Below are 19,624 nucleotides of genomic sequence, written 5' to 3'. Positions count from 1 at the left end.
GGTCAGGGTGCCCGGGGCGGTGAAGGTCGGCTCCGCCGAGCCGATAGTCTGCTCGCTCACTTATCCTCCTCCTGGGCGGGTGCCTCGTGACCGGGCACGGCGTCGCTGGCCGGCGATTGCTCAAGGGGAGCGGTCCAGGCGTGCTCGCGGGCCAGTCGCAGGCCGCGCAGGCTGGACTCGCCGGCGGCGACGCCCTCGTCCGCACGACCGTCCTCGAAACCGGCCAGTAACCGCTCGTTCTCCCGGAAAGTCGGCACTGTCTGCGGACCTCGGGTGGGGGTTACGTCCTCGCCGCGTTCGAGCCGTTCAATCAGGTCCACGGCGGAGGCCGGAGTCTGGTTGTCGAAGAACTCCCAGTTGACCATCACCACGGGTGCGTAGTCGCAGGCGGCGTTGCACTCCACGCGCTCCAGGCTGATGCGGCCGTCGTCACTGGTCTCGTCACTGCCCAGGCCGGTGTGCTCGCTAACGGCCCGCCATACCTCGTCCCCGCCCATGACGGCGCACAGGGCATTGGTGCACACCCCCACGTGGTAGGTGCCGGCGGGGTGGCGACGGAACTGGCTGTAGAAGGTGGCCACGGCGGAGACCTCGGAACGGGTCAACCCCAGCTTCTGCGCCACCAGGGCGATACCCGCGGGCGAGACATAACCGTCCACGCTCTGCATCAGGTGCAGCATCGGGATGATCGCGCTGCGCTCATACCCGGCCGGGTAGCGGCTCATAATCTCGGCGATATCGGCGTCCAGCCGGGCCGCCACCTCGGGGCTGTAGCCGAAGGCGGTGCCGACGGCGTCGGCCGGGGCGGAGAGGTTCTCAGAAGTAGTGCTCATTAGCGGTCCACGCCTCCCAGGACGGGGTCGATCGAGGACAATGACGCGACGACGTCGGCGATCATGCCGCCCTCGCACATCATGGCCAGCGATTGCAGGTTGGAGTAGGAGGGGTCGCGGAAGTGGACCCGGTAGGGGCGGGTACCGCCGTCGGAGACCGCCTGAATGCCGAGCACACCCTTGGCGTGCTCCACCGTCTGGTACACCTGCCCGGCCGGCACCCGGAAGCCCTGGGTGACGAGCTTGAAGTGGTGGATCAGGGACTCCATGGAACTGCCCATGATCTCCTTGACGTGCTCCAGGGATTGGCCCTGCCCGTCGGTGGCGATGGCCATGCGTGCCGGCCAGGCGATGGTCGGGTCGGCGACCATGGTCGTGTTGGAGGGGTCCTCGCCCCGGGCGGCGATCTCGTCGAGCCGGTCCAGGGCCTGGGAGACGATCTTCAAGGATTGGTAGCACTCGTCGAAACGCACTCGCAGGCGGTTGTAACAGTCGGAGTTGTCGTAGACGGGGATCTCGAAGTCGTAGGTCTCATAACCGCAGTAGGGCCGCAGCTTGCGCATGTCCAACGGATAGCCCGCCGCTCGCACGCACGGCCCGGTCAGGCCCATCGCCATGGCCGCGGCGAGGCTCATCTCGCCTATGCCGACGAATCGGGATTTCAGGATCGGGTTCGCCATCAGCAGCGACTCCAACTCCCCGACGTCGTTCTTGATGTTCGGCATGACCGAGCGGACGAAGTCGGTGAAGCCCTCCGGCAGGTCCTGGGCCAGGCCGCCGGGGCGCACATAGGCGTGGTTCATGCGCAGCCCGGAGGCCATTTCGAAGGCGCGCAGAATGTTCTCCCGGCAGCGGAAGGAGATGGTCATCAGCGTGGTGCCGCCCATCTCGTTGCCCGCCGAGCCGATGGCCACCACGTGGCTGGCAATCCGGTTGAGTTCCATGAGGAGCACCCGGGCGACGGTCGCCTTCTCAGGGATGTCGTCGGTGATGCCGAGCAGTTTCTCCACCGCCAGGGCGTAGCCGACCTCCTGGAAAAAGGGGGCCACATAGTCCATGCGGGTCACGAAGGTCTCGCCCTGAACCCAGGTGCGGTACTCCATGTTCTTCTCAATGCCGGTGTGGAGGAAGCCCGTGCCGGCACGCAGCTCGGTGACGGTCTCCCCGTCGGTCTCCAGCACCAGACGGAGCACACCGTGTGTGGAGGGGTGGATCGGGCCCATGTTGACCACGACGCGGTCGCGCTGGAGCCGATCGATTTCATCGCGGGCGGCGATCTGGGCGGCGATGTCATCCCAGTCGCCGCCGTTGGCGGTGAACTGGGGGGCGCCGGCGGTCAGATCGTCGGTGGCGGGGCCGGTGGCGTGCATGTTGCTCATCAGCGGTAGGACCTCCGGGTGTCGGCCGTGGCGGTTGAGGCGCCCTTGTACTCGACGGGGATGCCGCCGAGCGGGTAGTCCTTGCGTTGGGGGTGCCCGACCCAGTCGTCGGGCATGGCCGAGCGCGTCAGGTTGGGGTGGCCGTCGAAGACGATGCCCATCAGGTCCCACGCCTCGCGTTCGTGCCAGTCGTTCCCGGGGTAGACGGGCACGAGCGAGGGCACGTGCGGATCCGTTTGCGCAAGGGCGACCTCCAGGCGCAGGGCGCGGGCGCCGTGAGTCAGGGAGATCAGCTCGTAGCAGGCGTGCAACTCGCGGCCGTGGTCGTGCGGGTAGTGCACGCCGGTCACGCCCAGGCACAGTTCGAAGCGCAGGTCCTGATCGTCCCGCAGGGGCCGGGCCACGTCCAGCAGGTGCTCGCGCGCGATGAACAGGGTCAACTCGCCCCGGTCCACCACGACCTTCTCAATGGCTGCGGCCGGGTCTACGTCCGCCTCGGCGAGGTCCTCGATGAGGGCGTCGACGACGGCGTCGAACCATTCCCCGTAGGGACGGGTGGCCGCCGGGGCGAGGGCGACCACGCCGACGGTGCCGCCGTAACCGGTGGTGTCGCCGGCGTCGGCGGCACCGAACTGGCCGGTGTGAGTATCTATGACCTCCAGGCGCAACGCCTCGGGCACCGGCCGACCGGCGACCTCCGGAACGGCGGTGGCGGTCTTGGCAACGGTGTCGGGGGCGGCGTGGTTCTCAGCAGTACCAGCGTTGGCGATCATGCGAGCAGTCCCTTCATCTCGGCTGTGGGGACGGCCTTGAGGGCGGCGGCCTCAACGGCGCGAGCGATCTCCTCACGGTGGGCGAAGATCGGCTTGCGCTCGATCTGGCGGGTCAGTTCGAGCATGGCGTTCAGGAGCATCTCCGGGCGCGGCGGGCAGCCGGGCAGGTAGATGTCCACGGGCACGATGTGGTCGGCGCCCTGAACCACGGCGTAGTTGTTGAACACGCCGCCGGAGGAGGCGCAGGCACCCATGGAGATGACCCACTTGGGCTCGGGCATGGAGTCGTAGACGTTGCGCACCACCGGCGCCATCTTGTGGGAGACGCGGCCGGAAACGATCATGACATCGGCATGGCGGGGCGAGGCGCGGAATACCTCCCATCCGAAGCGGGCCATGTCGAAGCGGGGCGTGCCGGTGGCCATCATCTCGATGGCGCAGCAGGCGAGCCCCATGGTCACCGGCCACAGCGAGCGCGCCTGGGCCAGGTCCGCCAGCTTGGCCACCGTGGTGAGCATGAAGCCGGGTCCCTCCACGCTCTCCAGCGCCTGCGCCTGCAGGTCATCCCGCTTGGAGGGGATGTGGAGCATCTTCTCGTTGTACTCGCGCATGTTCATGAGATCTGCTCCCTCACTCCCAGTCCAGTCCGCCACGACGCCACTCGAGGATGTAGGGCACCGTGATCAGGGCGATGAAGACGAGGGCCGCGCTCAGCCCGAAGAAGCCCAACTGCGCGAAGGCGGTGGCCCACGGGTAGAGGAAGACGACCTCGACATCGAAGATGATGAAGGTCATGCCCACCAGGTAGAAGGACACGGGGAACCGGCCCTGGTCGACATTGGTGGGGGTGGGGTCGATGCCGCATTCGTAGTTGGCGACCTTGACCCGGTTGCGCCGGTTGGGGCTCACAATGGCGGACAGGACCAGGCCACCGATGGCGATAACCATGGCGACCGCCGCCATGATGAGCAGGGAGACATAAGGGTTCATGCTGCCGGCACCATCCTTGTCAGAAGTTGGATGAAGTGGTCGATTCCGTCGCCGCCGCGACGCTCCCAGCCGTCGGACAGGAGCTTGGCGACGAGCCGCATGAGGCGTTTGCGGGGCAGCCCATAACGGGTGCACAGGCGCATCACCTCGGGATGCTCGATCAGGGCGACGAAGATGCGCCCAAGCGTGTAGTAACCGCCCATCTGCGCCTGAAGGGCCGCCGGGTACTGTGACAGGGCGAGTTCGCGGCCTGCGGCGGTGGAGCGGGCCGCCGCCTGGGCGGCGGCCTCTGCGGCCAGACGGCCGGAGGCGAGCGCCTGGGCGATACCCTCCCCGTTGAAGGGTGAGACCATGCCGCCGGCATCACCCAGCAGCATGAGCCCGTCGGCATAGTGGGGCTTGCGGTTGAAGGCCATGGGCAGGGCGGCGGAGCCGATGCGGCCGACCCGGTGCTCAGGGGTGAATTCCCAGGCTTCCGGCACATGGCCCAGCCAACGGTTGAACACGGCCCGGTAGTCGATGCCGCGGGCGGAGGCGGCCGCCGTCGTCGAGGACACCGCTCCCAGACCAACGTTGACCAGACCGTCGCCCACGCTCCAGATCCACCCGTATCCGGGCAGCAGGTCGGAGCGGCCCGCGGGTCCGTCCCACAGCTCCAGCCGGGACTCCATCCAGGCATCGTCGGCGCGGGGGGAACGGAAGTAGGCGCGCACGGCGACGCCCAGCGGCTTGCGCTCGTCCTTGCTGCGGCCGACGGCGGTGGCCAGGCGGGCCGATACGCCGCCGGCGTCCATGACCAGTGGCGCACGGACGGTGATCGGGGCCTGTATGCCCGGCTCGGGGACACGCGGAGTGGGGCGTGCCTGTACGCCTATCACCCGCCCGGAGGCGCTGGTGACCGGGGCGGTGACGGTAACGCCGGTCAGCAGATGAGCACCGGCGCCTACGGCGTGCTTGGCGAGGTCACGGTCCAAGTCGCTGCGCCGCCGGGCCAGGCCGTAGGCGGGCAGACTGGCCTGCTCGGGCCAGGGGATGTGCAGCTGGTGCCCGCCGCCGATGACGCGCAGCCCCTGGTTGCGCTGCCAGGTGGAGGTGTCCATCCCCATGGCGACCAGCTCGCGCACGGCCGTCGGCGTGAGGCCGTCACCGCAGACCTTGTCCCGGCCGAGTTCGTGGCGTTCCAGTAACAGCACGTCCAGGCCGAGGGTGGCCAGATGGTAGGCGGCCGCTGAGCCGGCGGGACCGGCACCCACGACGACGACATCGGCGCTCATATCGCCGGCGGCTGCTGCCATTGCTGCGCGCCTCCTTCGTGTGCGGCTCGTGCGGCTGGGAACGGCGACCACCGAGTCGGCGGCCATGGACCTGCTGACTGACGGGACCGCCGATGACACTACCGACTTGTCTCACATCACCGTCACTCGACTCCGCCCCGCCTTCGGGTGGTCCGTTTTTCTCCCGGCATTCCCAGGATAACGCGCGCCACGCGCACGTGGTGGCGACTGCGGCGGCGCGCAGTCAACCACTTATTTTGAGATACCTACCCTTGCGAATTCACGTCGGCGGGCATGCCCGCAGCGACGTGCGACGAGTTCCGGGATGAACCGAGCGGCTCAGTCCGACCGTGGGATCTGCGAGGATCTGACCATGAGTCGAGCCTCTCTCGCCAAGGACCCCCGCGAGGTCGCGGGCATGTTCGACGCCGTCGCGCGCCGATATGACTTGACCAATGACGTCATGAGTCTGTGGCAGGTGCGCATGTGGCGTGCGGTCACTCGCGCCGCTGTTTCCGCCGGTCCCGGCATGCGGGTGCTGGACCTGGCTGCAGGCACCGGCACCTCCAGCGTCGCCTACGCGGCCGACGGCGCGCAGGTGGTGGCCTGCGACCTGTCGGCGGGCATGGTCGCCGAGGGCAGACGGCGCCATCCCGAGATCGAGTTCGTGGTAGGTGATGCGACGGATCTGCCCTTCTCCGACGGCTTCTTCGACGTGGTCACCATCTCCTATGGGTTGCGCAACGTGCAGGACACCGACCGGGCGCTGGCGGAGATGGCGCGCGTGACTCGCCCCGGCGGGCGGATCGTAATCGCGGAGTTCTCCACCCCCGTGCACGCGACCTTCCGGCGCCTGTACCGCTTCTACCTGGGCACTGCCCTGCCCGCGGCCGGGAGACTGGTGTCCTCCAACGCGGATGCCTACGGCTATCTGGGCGAGTCGATCCTTTCCTGGCCGGATCAGGAGACCCTGGCGGCACTGATGCAGGGGGCCGGTTGGCGCGGGGTGGGTTACAAGAACCTGTCGGGTGGAATCGTGGCCATCCATCGCGCCGCCAAGCCGGAGCTCTCCGCGCATGGCAGCACCGACGACGTCGCGCCGACGGCCCCGGAGGCCTGAGGTGGGCGCTCCCGAGCCCGCCCCGGGTCCCTCGGCCCGCCCGGCGCCCACCGCACCGGTTGTGTCCGCATGGCGGGCCGCCACCGCCCCGATTCCTCTGTCCTTCCGCACCGTCGCCCTTCCGGTCGGCGTCATCACTGCGGAGGGCGGCGACGACGGCACGGGACTGCTCGACCTCCTGGCCAGGCGGGAGGATGTCGTCAGCTGGGTGCGCCGCGGGCACGGACTGGTCGGTTGGGGGCAGGCATTGCGGCTGGAGGCGCAGGGACCGGATCGGATTGAGGCGTTGCGGAGCGCCTGGCGCGCCACCGTGTACGCCTCCTGGTGGCGCGACGCACTGGTGCGCCCCGGTACCGGCCCGGTGGCCCTGGGCACCATCGCCTTCTCCCCCACCTCAGCCGCCGTCTCCGTACTGACCGTGCCGCGAGTGCTCGTGGGGCTGGATGACTCCGGGGCGTGGCTGACCACCGCCGTGGTCGAGGGCGAGGCCCACCCGGAGGTGGCGGAGGTCCTGGCGCGGCTGCGCCCGCCGGCGTCCGCCCCGCCGGATGTCCCCTCCCCCGACGTCTGCGTGGTGGCGGCCGGGGCACTGCCCGAGGCCGAGTACCTGGCCGCCGTCGCGCAGGTGCGGCGACGCATAGCCGCCGGCGAGGCCAGCAAGGTGGTGCTGGCGCGGGATCTGCTGGTGACACCCGCGGCACCCCTGGCTACGGGCGATCTACTGCGACACCTGGAGGCTAACTACCCGTCGTGCTGGACCTTCGCCGTGGATTCCACGGTGGGAGCGACCCCGGAGCTGCTCGTGCGGCTGGAGAACCGGCACCTTGCCAGCCGGGTACTGGCAGGCACGGCGCGCCGCCACCCGGGTGACGCAGCCGCCCGCGAGCGCGAGGCGGAGCGGCTGGGGCGGTGGCTGGCGGCATCGCCGAAGAACCGGGCCGAGCATGAGCTGGCGCGGGCCTCGGCGATTACCGCCCTGGAGCCCTTGTGCTCCGCGGTAGTGGCTAAGGCCCCGCGGGTGCTGACGCTGCCGAACGTGCTGCATCTGGCCACCGATATCACCGGGGTGGTTGCCGGGGACACGGGTGCGCTGGCGCTCGTGCGCGCCCTACATCCCACGGCGGCGGTGTGCGGCACGCCCACGGAGGCGGCCGCCCGCATCATCGCCGAGGTGGAAGGCATGGACCGGGGGCGGTATGCCGGCCCGGTGGGCTGGGTGGACTGGCATGGCGAGGGCGAATGGTGCATCGCACTGCGCAGTGCCGCGCTGCCGCCCGGCGGAGTCGGGCCGGAAGCGCCGGCAAGGATCTTCGGCGGAGGCGGGATCATGCCCGACTCGGTTCCCGTCGATGAACTCGCCGAAACGCAGGCGAAGATGCGCCCCATGCTCACCGCCCTGGGCGCGGACGTTTCACCACCCCTGCCTTAAAGCCTGCCATGTCGGGCCGCCTCTAGAGCCGCCAGTGAAGGGCCCACGCCCCGACCCCAACTCCCATCGCAGCAGCCACGGCGCAGCCGATCAGTACCGGCATCGCCGACGGTGGCGTGGTCATCCACGCCTGGGCCTGCATGGTCTCAAATACGTAGGTCGGCGGCCAGAAGCGGTCGAATGTCTGCACCGCACGGGGCAGGGTGGCGAGCGAGGAGAAGCCGCCCGAGGCGAAGAACGAGCCGGCGAAAGTGATCATGAGCAGTGGCTGCACGGTGCGGTAGTCCCGCAGCCAGGCGCCGATCGCGACGCCGAACCCGGCGCACGCCATTGAGGTCAATGCGGCCAGGGCCGCCAGCGCCGGTAAGCGCCCTACGGGAATGCGTACCCCGAAAACGGACACTGCGACCGCCAGCGTGACCAGGGTGCTGATGCCTCCGGCAATGACGGCGGCGACCAGTGTTCCGGCGGTGACATCGCCCAGGGGCCGGGGCGCGAGCCGAACCTCCTTGACGGTGCGGTGCTCCCATTCGCGCGCAACCATGATTGCAGCATTGAGGGCGGAGCCGACCATGACTGCGAGGATGACGGCGCTGTGACCGATGAAGGTGCGCCGCCACACGTCGTCGAGCCGGGTGGTGGTCTGGGTGACCGTCACGGGCGCGGCGCCGGGCGCCTGCGCGGCGTAGTCCTGTATTGCACGACTCAGCCGCAGGCGGGCGTTCTTCATCATGTCAGTGTTGATGTTGTAGGTCCTGGTGTGCAGTACCGGGGTCTGCCCCGCCTCGACGCGCTCATCGAAGTCGGCTGGGATGGTGACCACCAGGTGCAGGCGGCCGGCGGCCACCAACTGCTCGGCCCGCTCGGCGTCGGTGGTCACCACGCGGAAGTAGGGGCTGATGTTGCTGCGCAGGCCGCGAACCTCCGCCTCGAAGGCGGCCGCGCGAGGTCCCTCCCCCTCATTGACCAGTCCGATGTTCCACTCGTCTCCACCGAAGCCGAACAGGATGCCGCACAGGAACATCAGCACCAGCGGAATGAGCATGGGGCCGGCCAGGGCCTGTCGGTCGCGGGCCCACTGACGCAGGTCCTTGCGGGCAACGGCGCCCGCCCGGTCAAGGTGACGTGCGATTCGGTGCATCTGGCTGCTCTGCATCATGGTCTGTTCACTGTCCTCCGGTCAGATGGGTGTAGGCGCGGCGCAGCAACCATCCGGCCAGGGCCAGGATCGCCAATGTTGATACCAGCACGACGGCGAGGTTGCGGGCCAGATCCGAGGCGTCGCCGGTGAGGAAGATGGAGCGGGCGCTCATGAAGGCGTAGGTGGAGGGCAGCGTCCGGGACAGCTGCCACAGGGCGGTGATCGGCTGCCCCCAGGCGAGCCCGCGCATGGACTCCTCGTTGCCGGAGACCAGGAAGAGCGCCACCGCCAGGGTGATCAGGCCCGACGCCGTCGCCAGAGTCTTTTTGGAGACGACCCCGACCACCATGCCGATGCCTGCTCCCATGAGCAGCACCACTCCGACGATGCCCGCCATGGCCAGCAGGCTGCCGCTGGGTTGGAAGTCGAAGCCGATCATGAGTACGAGCAGAACCAGGGCCACGGACGCCAGTGACTGCCCCAGCCCGGCGATCACCTTCCCGGCCACTAGTGTGCCGCGGCCGAGTGGGGCGAGTAGTAGGTGCTTGACGGTGCGGTCGTTCCACTCGGCGGCGATCTGCAGGCCGGTGTTGATCATGGCGGCGTACAGGCAGCCGAACAGAAGCAGGCTGGTGGAGATGTAGCCTAGCATGGTGGGGTCGGTGGGCAACCAGCGGGTCTCCTGCACCTCCACTGCAGGGCCGGCCAGTTCCTCATTGAGCGCGCCTACCGCCGCATCCAGGCGTAGCCGCAGGTTCTTGGAGTAGTCGGAGTTGATGTTGTTCAGCTTCAGCTCCACCTGCGCGTCTCCGGCGGCGACCGCCTGGGAGAACCCGTCCGGAATGACCACGACGGCGAGCGCCTCGGAGTCCGCGAAGGACTTCAGGGCCGTGTCTGGATCAGTGGTGCGTACGTCGTAGTAGGGGCCCTCGTCGGAGTGGATGGTGCGTATGACCTCGCTCAGGTGCTCTGCGACGGGACCGCCGTCCAGGTCGGCGATCATGATCGGGTTGTTGTTGGATACGGGGATTACCAGCGAGTAGAAGAAGATGAACACCAGTGGGATGACGACGCTGATGACCATGAGGAAGGGCTGGCGCACGAACCTGGTCCAGTCCTTGACCGCGATGGCGAGCGCGGCACGGACGGGGGTCATGCCTCTCCCCCGTCGCGCAGTGCCTTGCCGGTCAGGTCCAGGAACACGTCGTTGAGATCGGGGCGGCGCACCCCCACCAGGGCGGATCCGGGATCGTGCTCGGCGAACCAGTCGAGGATGGCGCGGGTGGTGGCGGGCGACCCGTCCGCGGCCACCGCGGCGACGCCGTCGTGCCAGGCGACTCCCGTGACGCCGGCCAGATGCTCGATTCCGGGATCGGGGCGGCTGCAGCGCACGTCGATGAAGGTCTTGCCGAGGCGTCCGCGCAGTTGGTCCGGGGTGCCGGTGGCGATCAGCGCACCGTGGTCGAGGATGGCGAGGTTGTCCGCCAGCGCCTGTGCCTCCTCCATGTAGTTCGTGGTCAGCAGTACGGTGCCGCCTTCGGAGGCGATGCGTCGTACTCGTTCCCACAGGGCGGCGCGGGACTGGACGTCGACCCCGAGGGTGGGCTCGTCCAGGACCACCACGCGCGGCTCGGTCAGTAGAGCGCGAGCCAGGGCGAGGCGGCGCTGCATCCCTCCGGAGTAGGTGCCCACCCGGTCGCCGCGGCGCACGGCCAGCCCGACCAGTTCGAGTACCTCGCTGATGCGGGTGCGGCGTTCGGCCCGCGGCACGCCGTACAGGCGGGCGTGGAAGGAGAGGTTCTCGTCTGCGCTCAGGTCGTTGTACAGGGCGGTCTCCTGGGGGACGACGCCCAGGCGTGTGCGCACCGCGGTGACGTCGTCACGCACGTCGATGCCCTCCACCAGCACGGTACCGCCGGTGGGGCGCAGCAGTCCGCATAGCAGGTTCACCGAGGTGGTCTTCCCGGAGCCGTTGGGCCCGAGCAGGCCGAAGACCTGGCCGGGGGCCACGTCGAGGGTGAGTGAGTCGAGCGCGACCAGGGGCCGGGATCGGCGGCGTCGAAACTCCATGCGCAGTTCGCGGAAACTGATGGCGGGGGCTTCCGAGGGGCTGATGGCGCGGGCTTCCGAAGGACTCATGCTTGCCAGGAGACTCCTGCGCCCACCATGATTTCTACTGTGGTGAATAAACGGCGGGGGCGCCCTTCTGGCCCCTCGGACACCCGCGAACGAATCCTGGCCGCCGCACGGAAGCGCTTCGAACAGGCCGGCTACGCCGGCACGTCGTTACGGTCAATTGCGGCCCAAGCCGACGTGGACCACTCCCTGATCACCTACTACTTCGGTTCCAAGGAGGGACTTTTCCGTGCGGTCGCGGAGCTGGCGCTGAGCCCGGCGCGTGGCTTCGACATTGTTTCCGCCAAGGTCGCGCCGGAGCACCTGGCGCCGGCGCTGCTGCGCTCGGCGCTGTCCGCATGGGACCGCCCCGGCTACCGCGACGGGCTCGCCCGCCTGTTCGCCGATGCCCTCACTTCCGAGGCGGCGCTGCGGGTGTTGCGGGAATATCTGCACACGGAGATGGTCGGGCGCCTGACCGAGCACATAGGCGGCGTACATGCCGAGCAGCGGGCGGCCACGGCAGCAACGATCTTCTCCGGGCTGTTCCTGACCCGCTACCTGCTACGGCTGGAGCCGGTCGCCTCACTGTCGGCCGACGACGTCGTGGCCCAACTGGCCCCCACGCTGCGATCGGCTCTGGAACCGCGCGATCCAAGCACTACCAGGGCCAGTCCGAGGTGAGGTAGGCCTCAATGGCACGGTGCCGGAAGCGGTAGGGGCGGCCACGGTGGATTATGCGCCAGGTGAGATCCAGGTGCTGCGCCGTCGGACCGGCCTCGGTTCCCTTCTCGTATCCGACGGCGCAGGCGATGTTGGTCAGGGTGCGGTCCTCGGGCGCAAAATCAGCCATGGCCTCGAGGAACTGCCGTTCGCGCGGGGTGAGTCGGTCCAGGATGCGCTGTACGTGTGCTTCGGCCTCCGGCGCGGCATCACGCCACCCGGTTCGCACCTGCGCGGCGGTGATGAGCTTGTCGGTACCCGCGCACCAGGCACGTTCTCCGGCGAGTTGGAAGAGTAACGGCTCTCCGCGCGACAGCTCTACGATTGCCCGCTGCGCCGCGGGTTCCATGAACACCGGGTCGATACCGTCGGCGGCGGCGGTCGGCCAGCCCTCGGTAACAAAGGGCTGGAGCGCGGCCATGAGCGCGGTGTCATCGATGGCATCCAGCGTGATGGTGCGGAAGTGGCGGGCGAAGGTCGCACCTATACGCGTGCCCGCCACGTCTGCGAGTTGGGACGGTCCGGTCAGGTACACGGCGATCGGGAGGCCGCGATCGACCTGCACGCCGCGCGGGATGTCGACGGCCTCATCGTGCGCCAGGGCGCCGCCAAGCACGCTCAGCAGTTGTGAGCGGGCACCCTCATCGGTGATGTTCTGCACCTCGTCGATGTGGATCAGCACCATGACGTCCCGGCGCTGAACGGCGGCGCGGCCGATCTCGATCAGCAGGTCGGTCAGAACGGTGTACGGCTCCGGTCCCTCCAGCGCACTCACAGACGGGGAGGCGGCGGAGCCAGCGACGGCCTCGACCCTCCGCAGCAACTCGGATATGCGCTGCTCGCGGGCCGCGGCCAGCCCCGCGGCGGCAGCCAGCTCCAGCAGGGCCGCAGCCACCCGCTGGATGGGATCGGTTCCGGACGAGATGCGCAGCTGCGGGGTGACCCAGTCACCGGCGTCGGCAGCGTCCCGGGCGATCCGCCGCACCAGGGATGACCTTCCCGAACCCACCTCTCCTAGGATTATGCGGCCCCGCTCGTGGATGCCGGCCAGGCGTCGCGGGCGGAGCACGTCCCGCCAGTCGCCGAACTGGACGGCGCGGCCAGCCCACACCTCGGGCACGGTGTCCGAGCCCGGACTGAATGGCGAGTCAAGAGGAGCCCTCATGCAGGTAAGTTTACCAACAGTAGGTGGCCTTGATAAACTTATCAAGGCCACCTACTGCGCTCAGGAGTCCGCTCGCTCCTTGAGCGTTACCGGGATTTTCATCTCCTCGCCGTCCCGGATGACCGTGAGAGTCACCTCATCGCCCGCCGAGTACTGGCGTACGAAACCGGTCAGGGCGGCGGCCTGGCTAGTGGCCTTGTCGTTGATGGCCGTGATGACGTCACCCTCCTTGATGCCGGCCTCCCCCGCGGGCGATCCGGACTCGACGGTGCCGACCTCGGCGCCAGCGCGAGTGACGCCGTCCGCGGTGACGGCACCTCCGTTGCCGATCGCCACACCCAGGTAGGCGTGGGTGGCCTTACCCGCCTCTATGAGTTGAGCGGCGATCTTCTGCGCCAGATTAGAGGGGATAGCGAAGCCGATACCGATCGATCCCGATGAACCCCCGGCACCGTTGGGCATTGACGCTATCGAGCTAGTAATACCGATAACGGCGCCAGTCTCATCGAAGAGCGGGCCACCGGAGTTGCCGGGATTGATAGCTGCATCGATCTGAATGGCGTTGGTGTAAACCTGTGTTGCGTTGGTCTGAGACTGGCCCAGCAGCCCACTTAGAGCGTCCGGAAGCGAAGAAGACTGGTCTGACTCGGGTGTCGGCTCCTCCTGCGTGGTAACCACGGGTCGGTCCAGGGCAGAGATGATGCCGGTGGTAACCGTGGAGGACAACCCCAGAGGATTTCCGATGGCCATGACATCCTGACCGGTTACCAGGTCATTGGAGTCACCGAACCGGGCGACCGTGAGGTCGTTCGGCGCGTTCTTCAGCCGTATCACTGCAAGGTCAGTTGCAGGATCAGTGCCGGTCACCTCCGCCTCATAGATTCGCCCATCCGCCAGCGTTACCTGAATCCGGGAGGCACCAGCCACCACATGGTTGTTGGTAATGATATGCCCGTCGGCATCATGAATGACGCCGGAGCCGACAGCTGTACCGTCATTCACCGATACGGTAATGGCGACCACAGAATTGGCTACGGCTGCCGTGACCGCCTTCCAATCCGGAGCATTTCCGGTCGAGGTGACCGTCTGGGTGGTGGCGCCGGTGGCAATCGCGGTCGGCGCAGCAGAGGAGCCTGCGGTCTCGTTGCTGCCGCCCAGGAAATTGACGGCCGCAACCGCCCCGCCGGATGCGAGCAGCGCGGTAACCAGCGAGGTGACGATGACGCCGCCCCAACCCGGTCCGCGGCGACGACCTCCCGTCTCGGGACCGGAGGGGGTCAGAGAATCATATGGGGGCAGCCCCCCGCCCGCACCGCCGGAACTCTGAACACTGGGAGGCTGATAGGAGCCTTGGTAGTCGGTCCCACCGGCGGCCAGGTCCGCCGAGTGACCGTAGGCGGCCTGCTGGGAGGGGGAGGCTCCGGAGGTCGAGGCGGAGCTGCGGCCGAAATTGTATCCTGCCGGCGGCTTGGGTGCGGAGGTGTAGGGCGATGAGCCGGCACCGGCGTATCCCACGCCGCCACTGCCGTAACCTGCGCTCGCGCCGGAACCGCCGTAGCCGTGATCCGCGCGGTGGGACGTCGCGCCACCGGGCAAGGGTTCAGTGGCGTCACCTGAGGACTGCTCGGCGTCACCCAACGGGCCGAAGGGGTCGTTCGAACTCATATCTCTCCTCCTCGGGCCCTAGGCCCGCTCGCTAGATGCATCTCACCCAATACTTCTGACCTGGGCCATCTCCGACACTAGTCTGAAACTTGCCTGTGAGCGATGCCGTAGCTCTCGGATGCGCGTAACTGACCCGCCATCCGCTGTCATTCACCGAGATTGCAGGTTCTCTGGGGTGAACTATGGAACACTGCTGAGCCACCGCGGCCGCGGTCAACGTGCCGCCCTCTGGTCCGAGGCCGTCGGTATGCGTATGTGCACCATGCTGACTCCTCGTACCGGTGCGGCGAGAAGTGCCCGCAGGGCGGCCAGATCGGGCGGCCGGTGGACGGTTGCGCCCAGGGCAGCGGCAAGGGCGCCCGGGTCGACGGCCTGAGGCGTGGTGAAGTATCGGGCCAGGTCCGCCCGGGGGGTGACTGCCGGGTACTCCAGGGTGGAGAAGATGGCGCCTCCGCCGTCGTCCACGACCACAACCTGCAGATCGGGCTCGACCTCCATGCCGCCGCGCAACAGGCTCATGGCGTCGTGCAGGAAGGTCAGGTCGCCGACGACGGCGCGTACGGGCCCGGCAGTGATGGCGGCGCCGAGCGCAGTGGCGAGAGTGCCGTCGATACCGGCCAGACCCCGGTTGGCGATCGCAGCCGGTGCCGGGCCGACGGCGGGTGTCGCCAGCCGGTCCAGACGGCGGATGGTCAGGGAGGAGCCAACCACGAGCAGAGGCGCACAGTCGCAGTCCCGACTCGCCTCCCATACGGCGGCCACGGCGGTATCCGCGTCCAGCCGGTTCCGGGCCAGCGGGGAGGGCAGGGAGGCGACGGCGTCCCGCCACGCCCGCGCCCAGCCCGGCGGGCCCCCTCCGAATCCGAGGGTGGCGGCCAGGTCGGCGGGTGGAGGCAGCAGCCCCGTATCGGGATGGGTCGATATCGCGGCGGGCGCACCGAGCGGAACTATGCGGGCGGCGGTGCCGGCGACGTCGGTCCAGCGGGCGGTGGTGGTGAGCACGTCGATAGGCAGGTCGCCGCGAGCCAGTAGGGCGCCGACCTGGCGGGTCAGGCTCGGATGTCCGGTGACTACGATGCGCTCCACCTGGTCGGCAAGGCGGGTGCCGGCGGGACTTGCCAGCAGTTCGGCGTAGCGGGTCAGGGCCTGGGGGCCGCCACGCGCTCCGGAGGTCGGTTCGGCCAGCAGCGGCCAGTCCAGTTGTTCGGCGAGGGCGCGCGCGTACCGGCCAGCGGTTTCGAGGCCGTCTCCGGCGATGACAACACCGCGTTCGTCCTCGTGTCGGGGCCGGTATCGCGATGCTGCCCCTCCCCCGGCGGCAGGCGGGCTCAGGGCGGATGGGGCGGCCGAAACCGGCGCAGCGGGGACCGGGATTGGATCCTGCACGACCCCGGACCGGTGGTCCATACCGGCGGCGGGCGCAAGCGGCGGACGGAAACGGACATTGAGTTGGGCCGGCCCAGGGTCGTTATTCGTGCGGCCGGTGGCGGCGTCCACCAGTCTGCGCACCTGGCCGGCGATGGCGTGGGAGGCCGCGGTCTCACCCAGGTCGGCGGTGATGTCCGCGGGCAGGTCGATCACCGCACGGGGAGCCGCCCCGAAGATGCGGGTCTGCTCAGTGGTCTGGTTGGCGCCGGTGCCGACCGCCTCGTGGGGCCGGTCGGCGGTCACCAGAATCAGCGGTACACCGGCGGCGTCGGCCTCGGCGACGGCCGGGTGCAGGTTGGCCACGGCGGTGCCGGAGGTGGTGACGACGGCCGCCGGGCACCGACTTCCTGCCCGCAGCTCGGCACGGGAACAACCCAGGGCCATGTAGGCGGCACTGCGTTCGTCGATGGCGACACGCACCCGCAGCCGTCCCTCCCGCTCGGCGGCGGCCAGCGCCGGGATCAGGGGCGCGGAACGGGAGCCGGGTGCGAGAATCACCTGCCGCACGCCGCCGCGGATCAGGGCGGCGACGACGGCGTGTGCGGCCAGAAGCGACGGCGGGCGTGCGGGGACCGTCACCGAAGCGGTGCCGGGGGCGGCGGGATCGGTGATGCTCATAGGCGCAGCCCCGCCACGGCGCGAGTGGGATCGGCGGTCTCCTGCCTGCGTCTGCGTTCCAGGGCCTCGGTGATATGCGCCAACCGCACCTGCCAGTGGCCGGTGACCTCGGCGCCGGCGGAGGCCGTGCGCAGCAGGGCGCGGGAGACGTGCACGGGATGTACGGGGAGTGCGCCGTCGGCTGGAACCGCGGAGGGGACGGCGACGTCGCGGGCCAGCAGTCGAACGGTGCCCAACCCACAGGCGTGCTCGAGTTCTGGGAGGGCGGCCGCGAGTGCGAGGCCGGCGCCAATTCCGACGCTGGTGTCCAAGGCTGAGGAGACGACGGCGGGCAGGCCCAGGCGTTCGGCCAGGTTCAGGGCGCGGCGCACGCCGCCCAGCGGCGCGACTTTGACAATGGCCACGTCGGCGGCCTCTAGGCGCGCGACGGCCAGCGGATCGGCGGACAGGCGAATCGACTCGTCGGCGGCGATGGGAATATTCACCAGGCGGCGCAATTCGGCCAGCGCCTGGACGGAGCCGCAGGGCTGCTCGACGTATTCCAGGCCCTGGGCGGCGGTGTCCAGTAGCGGCAGGATCTTTCGGGCGGTTTCCGGGTCCCAGGCGCCGTTGACGTCGATGCGGATACGCCCCCGCGGGCCGATGGCGTCGCGGACGGCCTCAATGCGTGCCATGTCGGCGGCCAGGGCGTGGCGCTCTAGGATGCGGGCGCCGCTGACCTTGATCTTGACGGTCACGGGGACGGCGTCGGACCGGCGGGAGGCACTGCGTGTGGGGCCGGTGGCGGTGCCCGCGCCGGCCTCGGCTATGAGGGCGCGCGCCCGGTCGGGGGCGACGGCGGGAACGGTGATGTTGACGGGGACGGTATTGCGGCGGCGGGGTAGGTCTGAGCTTCCACCGGTGGCCTGTTCGAGGGCGGATGCCAGCCAGGGGGCGCAGGCGTCGGCGTCATAGTCCCAGAAGGGGGCGAACTCGCCCCAACCCGCGGGGCCGTGCAGGAGCACGCCGTCGCGGCGGGTCAGACCGCGGAAGGGTGTGCGCAGCGCTACGTCCCAGACGACTGCCCGGTCAATGTCAGCCAGCAACCGCCCGCCTGCACTGGTGCGCAGCGCGTCCAGGTCGAGTTCACCGCGCGCGCGGGCTGAGGCGGACGCCGGGCCGCGGTTGGGGATGGTCACCCGGACAGGATAGCCAGGCGGCCGGGGCCTGGTGGCCGGGCGTGATGATCAGTCCCCAATGGCAACGATTCCGCCGTCAGTCCTGGTCCATGCCGTAGAACATCTTGCTGGCGGAATCGACGGCATGGTCCTCCCGGCTGATGGTCTCCAGGCCCGTCAAACGCTGGGTTTGGGAGGCGTCGACGCTCGTCAGCGCCAGCAGTGGCGGCTCGTAAGATGTGAGTTCACCACTGAGTTCGGCAACGGCGGCATCCACGGGCACGGTCACAATCGCATCGGCGCCGATCGGCTCGGGCAGCGCGTAGGAGGCGCGCAGAACCACGCCATCAACGGCGCCGGATACCTATCCTCCCTCCGGGCCGACAGCCAGAGACGTGAAGGCGCCGGCATCCACCTGGACGTCGATGACGGCCCCAGCCGGAATCGGTGACGGTCCGACGGAGTGGATGGCGACGACGTCCGGCTTCCACAGGTGGTAGCCGTCGCCCCAGCGGAACGCGCTCCACGTGACGCCGATGGTCGCACCCCACCGCAGGTCGGTGCTCGCGCCCGTGTCGGCCGGTTCCTGGGTGACCTGCTGGTCCCCGTCCGGGAGCGCCAGGGTGATGGCGGTGGCCGCGGGTGGGGCAATGACGTCGTCGGGGTAGGTCAGGGCGCGAACCGAGCCCAGGGCCAGGGTGTAGACGCCCTCAGGCAGCTCGGCACCCAGCACCACTGTGACGACGCCCGTCGTGCCGTCGTCAGATGGAGTGTCCTGGAAGAAGCACTCGAAGGCCTCGGCACCACGGGTCAGTGACGGCGCCTCCTCGGCGGCATACAGGGCGGAGGCCCAGGTGACGGTGATGCCAGTCCCCGATGGAAGGCTGCCGCCGGCCACCGTCAGGGTTCCACCGAGCAGCACCGGCACGATCACGGTCGTGCCGTCGGTCGTGGCTATGTCCATGGTCTCGTCCCCGGGGCTGACAGTGACTTCAGCCCCGGCGGCCCGCGCCGCAGGACTAACGGAGATGAGGACGGCGGCACCGGCTCCGATGCTGAATCCGGACAGCAGGCTCCGGCGGGACATGCGCATGGGAAGGCTAGGGCGAGGGACGGACCTCTGGTTCATGATGATTCCTGTTCGAGTAGGAGCAACGTAGCGGGATGAACAAAAAGGCGGCGTTAGGGATGATGGCGGCACTGACAACGTCGTTGGGAACTACCAGGGCGGCGGGCCCGCGAAGAACGGCAGTAACCAGCGGTCCCACGTTGCCGCCAGCAACACCATCCCCACCAAGTACACAGCCGTCGGGCACAGACAACGCCCCACAGAGGGATCCGATCCGCGAAGCACGCCATCACCGCCAGAGTCAACAAACCGGCAAAGAAAGGTGCCGCCAGTGCAATTAAGTCCCACGGGTTCGGCCAGCATCACGGGTAGGCGCAGGTTCCGTACTCACCACTTACGGAAAGGATACGGATAAGCAGAGCCATACACAAAGCGCAGAACAATGCAATGACGATTGTCAGCGAATCATAGCAGCCCCTTGGGCGCCACTTCGGAATAAGAAAGAAACCAGCTGCCGCTCCCAATGTGGACCGCCACCAAACAAAGGCAAACACCCCACCACCTTCTATGAGACGAGACGCCATCGACCTATCAAGCGGGCTAATAGGACTGATTTGTGAGAGCCCAGAAGCTTGCACAGCCCATTGCACCCCCCATAGCAACAGCACAAAGCCAGCTAACACCGTAACAGGAGGGTTATTCATGGGGTGTATGTGAAGGTGAGGGCGAGTACGGTGGTGATGGT

18 protein-coding genes are annotated in these 19,624 nt (G+C 68.7%); 3 read left to right on the top strand and 15 right to left on the bottom strand.

The annotated features are described in order from the left end of the window. Positions 1 to 56: 56 nt before the first annotated feature. Genes nuoE through Q4A20_RS01505 form a run of 6 tightly spaced genes read right to left on the bottom strand, consistent with a single transcriptional unit; the run spans position 57 to position 5,270 of the window. Complete coding sequence (gene nuoE / locus Q4A20_RS01530) at positions 57 to 833, bottom strand: NADH-quinone oxidoreductase subunit NuoE (RefSeq protein ID WP_303119421.1); 777 nt, start codon at positions 831 to 833, stop codon at positions 57 to 59. Further along, complete coding sequence (locus Q4A20_RS01525; RefSeq protein WP_303119419.1) at positions 833 to 2,212, bottom strand: NADH-quinone oxidoreductase subunit D; 1,380 nt, start codon at positions 2,210 to 2,212, stop codon at positions 833 to 835. Before Q4A20_RS01525 ends, nuoE begins: the two co-directional genes overlap by 1 nt. After that, positions 2,212 to 2,985, bottom strand: coding sequence for an NADH-quinone oxidoreductase subunit C (locus tag Q4A20_RS01520; protein WP_303119416.1), 774 nt, complete (start codon positions 2,983 to 2,985; stop codon positions 2,212 to 2,214). The genes Q4A20_RS01525 and Q4A20_RS01520 overlap by 1 nt, the downstream gene beginning before the upstream one ends. Then, positions 2,982 to 3,602: an NADH-quinone oxidoreductase subunit B gene (locus Q4A20_RS01515; protein ID WP_303119414.1), complete on the bottom strand. Its 621-nt coding sequence runs from the start codon at positions 3,600 to 3,602 to the stop codon at positions 2,982 to 2,984. Before Q4A20_RS01515 ends, Q4A20_RS01520 begins: the two co-directional genes overlap by 4 nt. 13 nt (positions 3,603 to 3,615) lie before the next feature. Further along, entirely contained in the window at positions 3,616 to 3,975 is a 360-nt protein-coding gene (ndhC, locus tag Q4A20_RS01510) for an NADH-quinone oxidoreductase subunit A (protein WP_303119411.1), read from the bottom strand. After that, positions 3,972 to 5,270: a geranylgeranyl reductase family protein gene (locus Q4A20_RS01505; protein ID WP_303119409.1), complete on the bottom strand. Its 1,299-nt coding sequence runs from the start codon at positions 5,268 to 5,270 to the stop codon at positions 3,972 to 3,974. The genes ndhC and Q4A20_RS01505 overlap by 4 nt, the downstream gene beginning before the upstream one ends. A gap of 352 nt (positions 5,271 to 5,622) precedes the next feature. Between Q4A20_RS01505 and Q4A20_RS01500 the strand changes: the two genes are divergently transcribed. Both Q4A20_RS01500 and Q4A20_RS01495 read left to right on the top strand, forming a co-directional pair. Beyond that, on the top strand, positions 5,623 to 6,369 hold the full coding sequence (locus Q4A20_RS01500; RefSeq protein ID WP_303119407.1) for a demethylmenaquinone methyltransferase: 747 nt from the start codon (positions 5,623 to 5,625) through the stop codon (positions 6,367 to 6,369). Between the two features lie 97 nt (positions 6,370 to 6,466). Further along, positions 6,467 to 7,798, top strand: coding sequence for an isochorismate synthase MenF (locus Q4A20_RS01495; protein ID WP_303119653.1), 1,332 nt, complete (start codon positions 6,467 to 6,469; stop codon positions 7,796 to 7,798). A 22-nt stretch (positions 7,799 to 7,820) separates the two neighbouring features. On the opposite strand, the gene Q4A20_RS01490 is transcribed toward Q4A20_RS01495, so the two are convergent. Genes Q4A20_RS01490 through Q4A20_RS01480 form a run of 3 tightly spaced genes read right to left on the bottom strand, consistent with a single transcriptional unit; the run spans position 7,821 to position 11,078 of the window. Continuing rightward, positions 7,821 to 8,957 (bottom strand): ABC transporter permease, encoded by a 1,137-nt coding sequence (locus Q4A20_RS01490; protein WP_303119405.1) that lies wholly within the window; start codon positions 8,955 to 8,957, stop codon positions 7,821 to 7,823. A gap of 7 nt (positions 8,958 to 8,964) precedes the next feature. Further along, positions 8,965 to 10,095, bottom strand: a complete 1,131-nt coding sequence (locus Q4A20_RS01485) for an ABC transporter permease (RefSeq protein ID WP_303119402.1) — start codon at positions 10,093 to 10,095, stop codon at positions 8,965 to 8,967. Further along, entirely contained in the window at positions 10,092 to 11,078 is a 987-nt protein-coding gene (locus tag Q4A20_RS01480) for an ABC transporter ATP-binding protein (protein WP_303119400.1), read from the bottom strand. The genes Q4A20_RS01485 and Q4A20_RS01480 overlap by 4 nt, the downstream gene beginning before the upstream one ends. 27 nt (positions 11,079 to 11,105) lie before the next feature. Here Q4A20_RS01480 and Q4A20_RS01475 point away from each other — a divergent pair, with 27 nt between their 5' ends. Next, the gene (locus tag Q4A20_RS01475; RefSeq protein ID WP_303119397.1) at positions 11,106 to 11,738 is read left to right on the top strand and encodes a TetR family transcriptional regulator; all 633 of its coding nucleotides are present in this window, start codon (positions 11,106 to 11,108) and stop codon (positions 11,736 to 11,738) included. Here the strand turns inward: Q4A20_RS01475 and Q4A20_RS01470 are convergent. The 6 genes from Q4A20_RS01470 to Q4A20_RS01445 form a co-directional block, all read right to left on the bottom strand. Next, positions 11,716 to 12,942, bottom strand: coding sequence for an ATP-binding protein (locus Q4A20_RS01470; RefSeq protein ID WP_303119394.1), 1,227 nt, complete (start codon positions 12,940 to 12,942; stop codon positions 11,716 to 11,718). The genes Q4A20_RS01475 and Q4A20_RS01470 overlap by 23 nt on opposite strands. Positions 12,943 to 13,002: 60 nt before the next feature. Next, the gene (locus Q4A20_RS01465; RefSeq protein ID WP_303119392.1) at positions 13,003 to 14,607 is read right to left on the bottom strand and encodes a S1C family serine protease; all 1,605 of its coding nucleotides are present in this window, start codon (positions 14,605 to 14,607) and stop codon (positions 13,003 to 13,005) included. Between the two features lie 213 nt (positions 14,608 to 14,820). Then, positions 14,821 to 16,653 carry a 2-succinyl-5-enolpyruvyl-6-hydroxy-3-cyclohexene-1-carboxylic-acid synthase gene (gene menD / locus Q4A20_RS01460; RefSeq protein ID WP_303119391.1) on the bottom strand — a complete coding sequence of 611 codons (1,833 nt, stop codon included), beginning with the start codon at positions 16,651 to 16,653 and terminating at the stop codon, positions 14,821 to 14,823. After that, entirely contained in the window at positions 16,650 to 17,831 is a 1,182-nt protein-coding gene (locus tag Q4A20_RS01455; RefSeq protein WP_303119389.1) for an o-succinylbenzoate synthase, read from the bottom strand. The genes menD and Q4A20_RS01455 overlap by 4 nt, the downstream gene beginning before the upstream one ends. 76 nt (positions 17,832 to 17,907) lie before the next feature. Next, complete coding sequence (locus Q4A20_RS01450; protein ID WP_303119386.1) at positions 17,908 to 18,153, bottom strand: hypothetical protein; 246 nt, start codon at positions 18,151 to 18,153, stop codon at positions 17,908 to 17,910. A gap of 21 nt (positions 18,154 to 18,174) precedes the next feature. Beyond that, positions 18,175 to 18,897: a hypothetical protein gene (locus tag Q4A20_RS01445; protein WP_303119384.1), complete on the bottom strand. Its 723-nt coding sequence runs from the start codon at positions 18,895 to 18,897 to the stop codon at positions 18,175 to 18,177. Positions 18,898 to 19,624 lie beyond the last annotated feature (727 nt).

The sequence above is a fragment of the Actinomyces sp. genome (genome assembly GCF_030530635.1).
Taxonomy (GTDB): domain Bacteria; phylum Actinomycetota; class Actinomycetes; order Actinomycetales; family Actinomycetaceae; genus Actinomyces.
This window is presented reverse-complemented; position numbering and strand designations above follow the sequence as displayed.

Excerpts from the sequence above, each read along its gene's own strand:
- nuoE (WP_303119421.1), bottom strand. The coding sequence starts at position 833 with ATGAGCACTACTTCTGAGAACCTCTCCGCCCCGGCCGACGCCGTCGGC.
- Q4A20_RS01525 (WP_303119419.1), bottom strand. The coding sequence starts at position 2,212 with ATGAGCAACATGCACGCCACCGGCCCCGCCACCGACGATCTGACCGCC.
- Q4A20_RS01520 (WP_303119416.1), bottom strand. The coding sequence starts at position 2,985 with ATGATCGCCAACGCTGGTACTGCTGAGAACCACGCCGCCCCCGACACC.
- Q4A20_RS01515 (WP_303119414.1), bottom strand. The coding sequence starts at position 3,602 with ATGAACATGCGCGAGTACAACGAGAAGATGCTCCACATCCCCTCCAAG.
- ndhC (WP_303119411.1), bottom strand. The coding sequence starts at position 3,975 with ATGAACCCTTATGTCTCCCTGCTCATCATGGCGGCGGTCGCCATGGTT.
- Q4A20_RS01505 (WP_303119409.1), bottom strand. The coding sequence starts at position 5,270 with ATGGCAGCAGCCGCCGGCGATATGAGCGCCGATGTCGTCGTCGTGGGT.
- Q4A20_RS01500 (WP_303119407.1), top strand. The coding sequence starts at position 5,623 with ATGAGTCGAGCCTCTCTCGCCAAGGACCCCCGCGAGGTCGCGGGCATG.
- Q4A20_RS01490 (WP_303119405.1), bottom strand. The coding sequence starts at position 8,957 with ATGATGCAGAGCAGCCAGATGCACCGAATCGCACGTCACCTTGACCGG.
- Q4A20_RS01485 (WP_303119402.1), bottom strand. The coding sequence starts at position 10,095 with ATGACCCCCGTCCGTGCCGCGCTCGCCATCGCGGTCAAGGACTGGACC.
- Q4A20_RS01480 (WP_303119400.1), bottom strand. The coding sequence starts at position 11,078 with ATGAGTCCTTCGGAAGCCCGCGCCATCAGCCCCTCGGAAGCCCCCGCC.
- Q4A20_RS01475 (WP_303119397.1), top strand. The coding sequence starts at position 11,106 with ATGATTTCTACTGTGGTGAATAAACGGCGGGGGCGCCCTTCTGGCCCC.
- Q4A20_RS01470 (WP_303119394.1), bottom strand. The coding sequence starts at position 12,942 with ATGAGGGCTCCTCTTGACTCGCCATTCAGTCCGGGCTCGGACACCGTG.
- Q4A20_RS01465 (WP_303119392.1), bottom strand. The coding sequence starts at position 14,607 with ATGAGTTCGAACGACCCCTTCGGCCCGTTGGGTGACGCCGAGCAGTCC.
- menD (WP_303119391.1), bottom strand. The coding sequence starts at position 16,653 with ATGAGCATCACCGATCCCGCCGCCCCCGGCACCGCTTCGGTGACGGTC.
- Q4A20_RS01445 (WP_303119384.1), bottom strand. The coding sequence starts at position 18,897 with ATGTCCCGCCGGAGCCTGCTGTCCGGATTCAGCATCGGAGCCGGTGCC.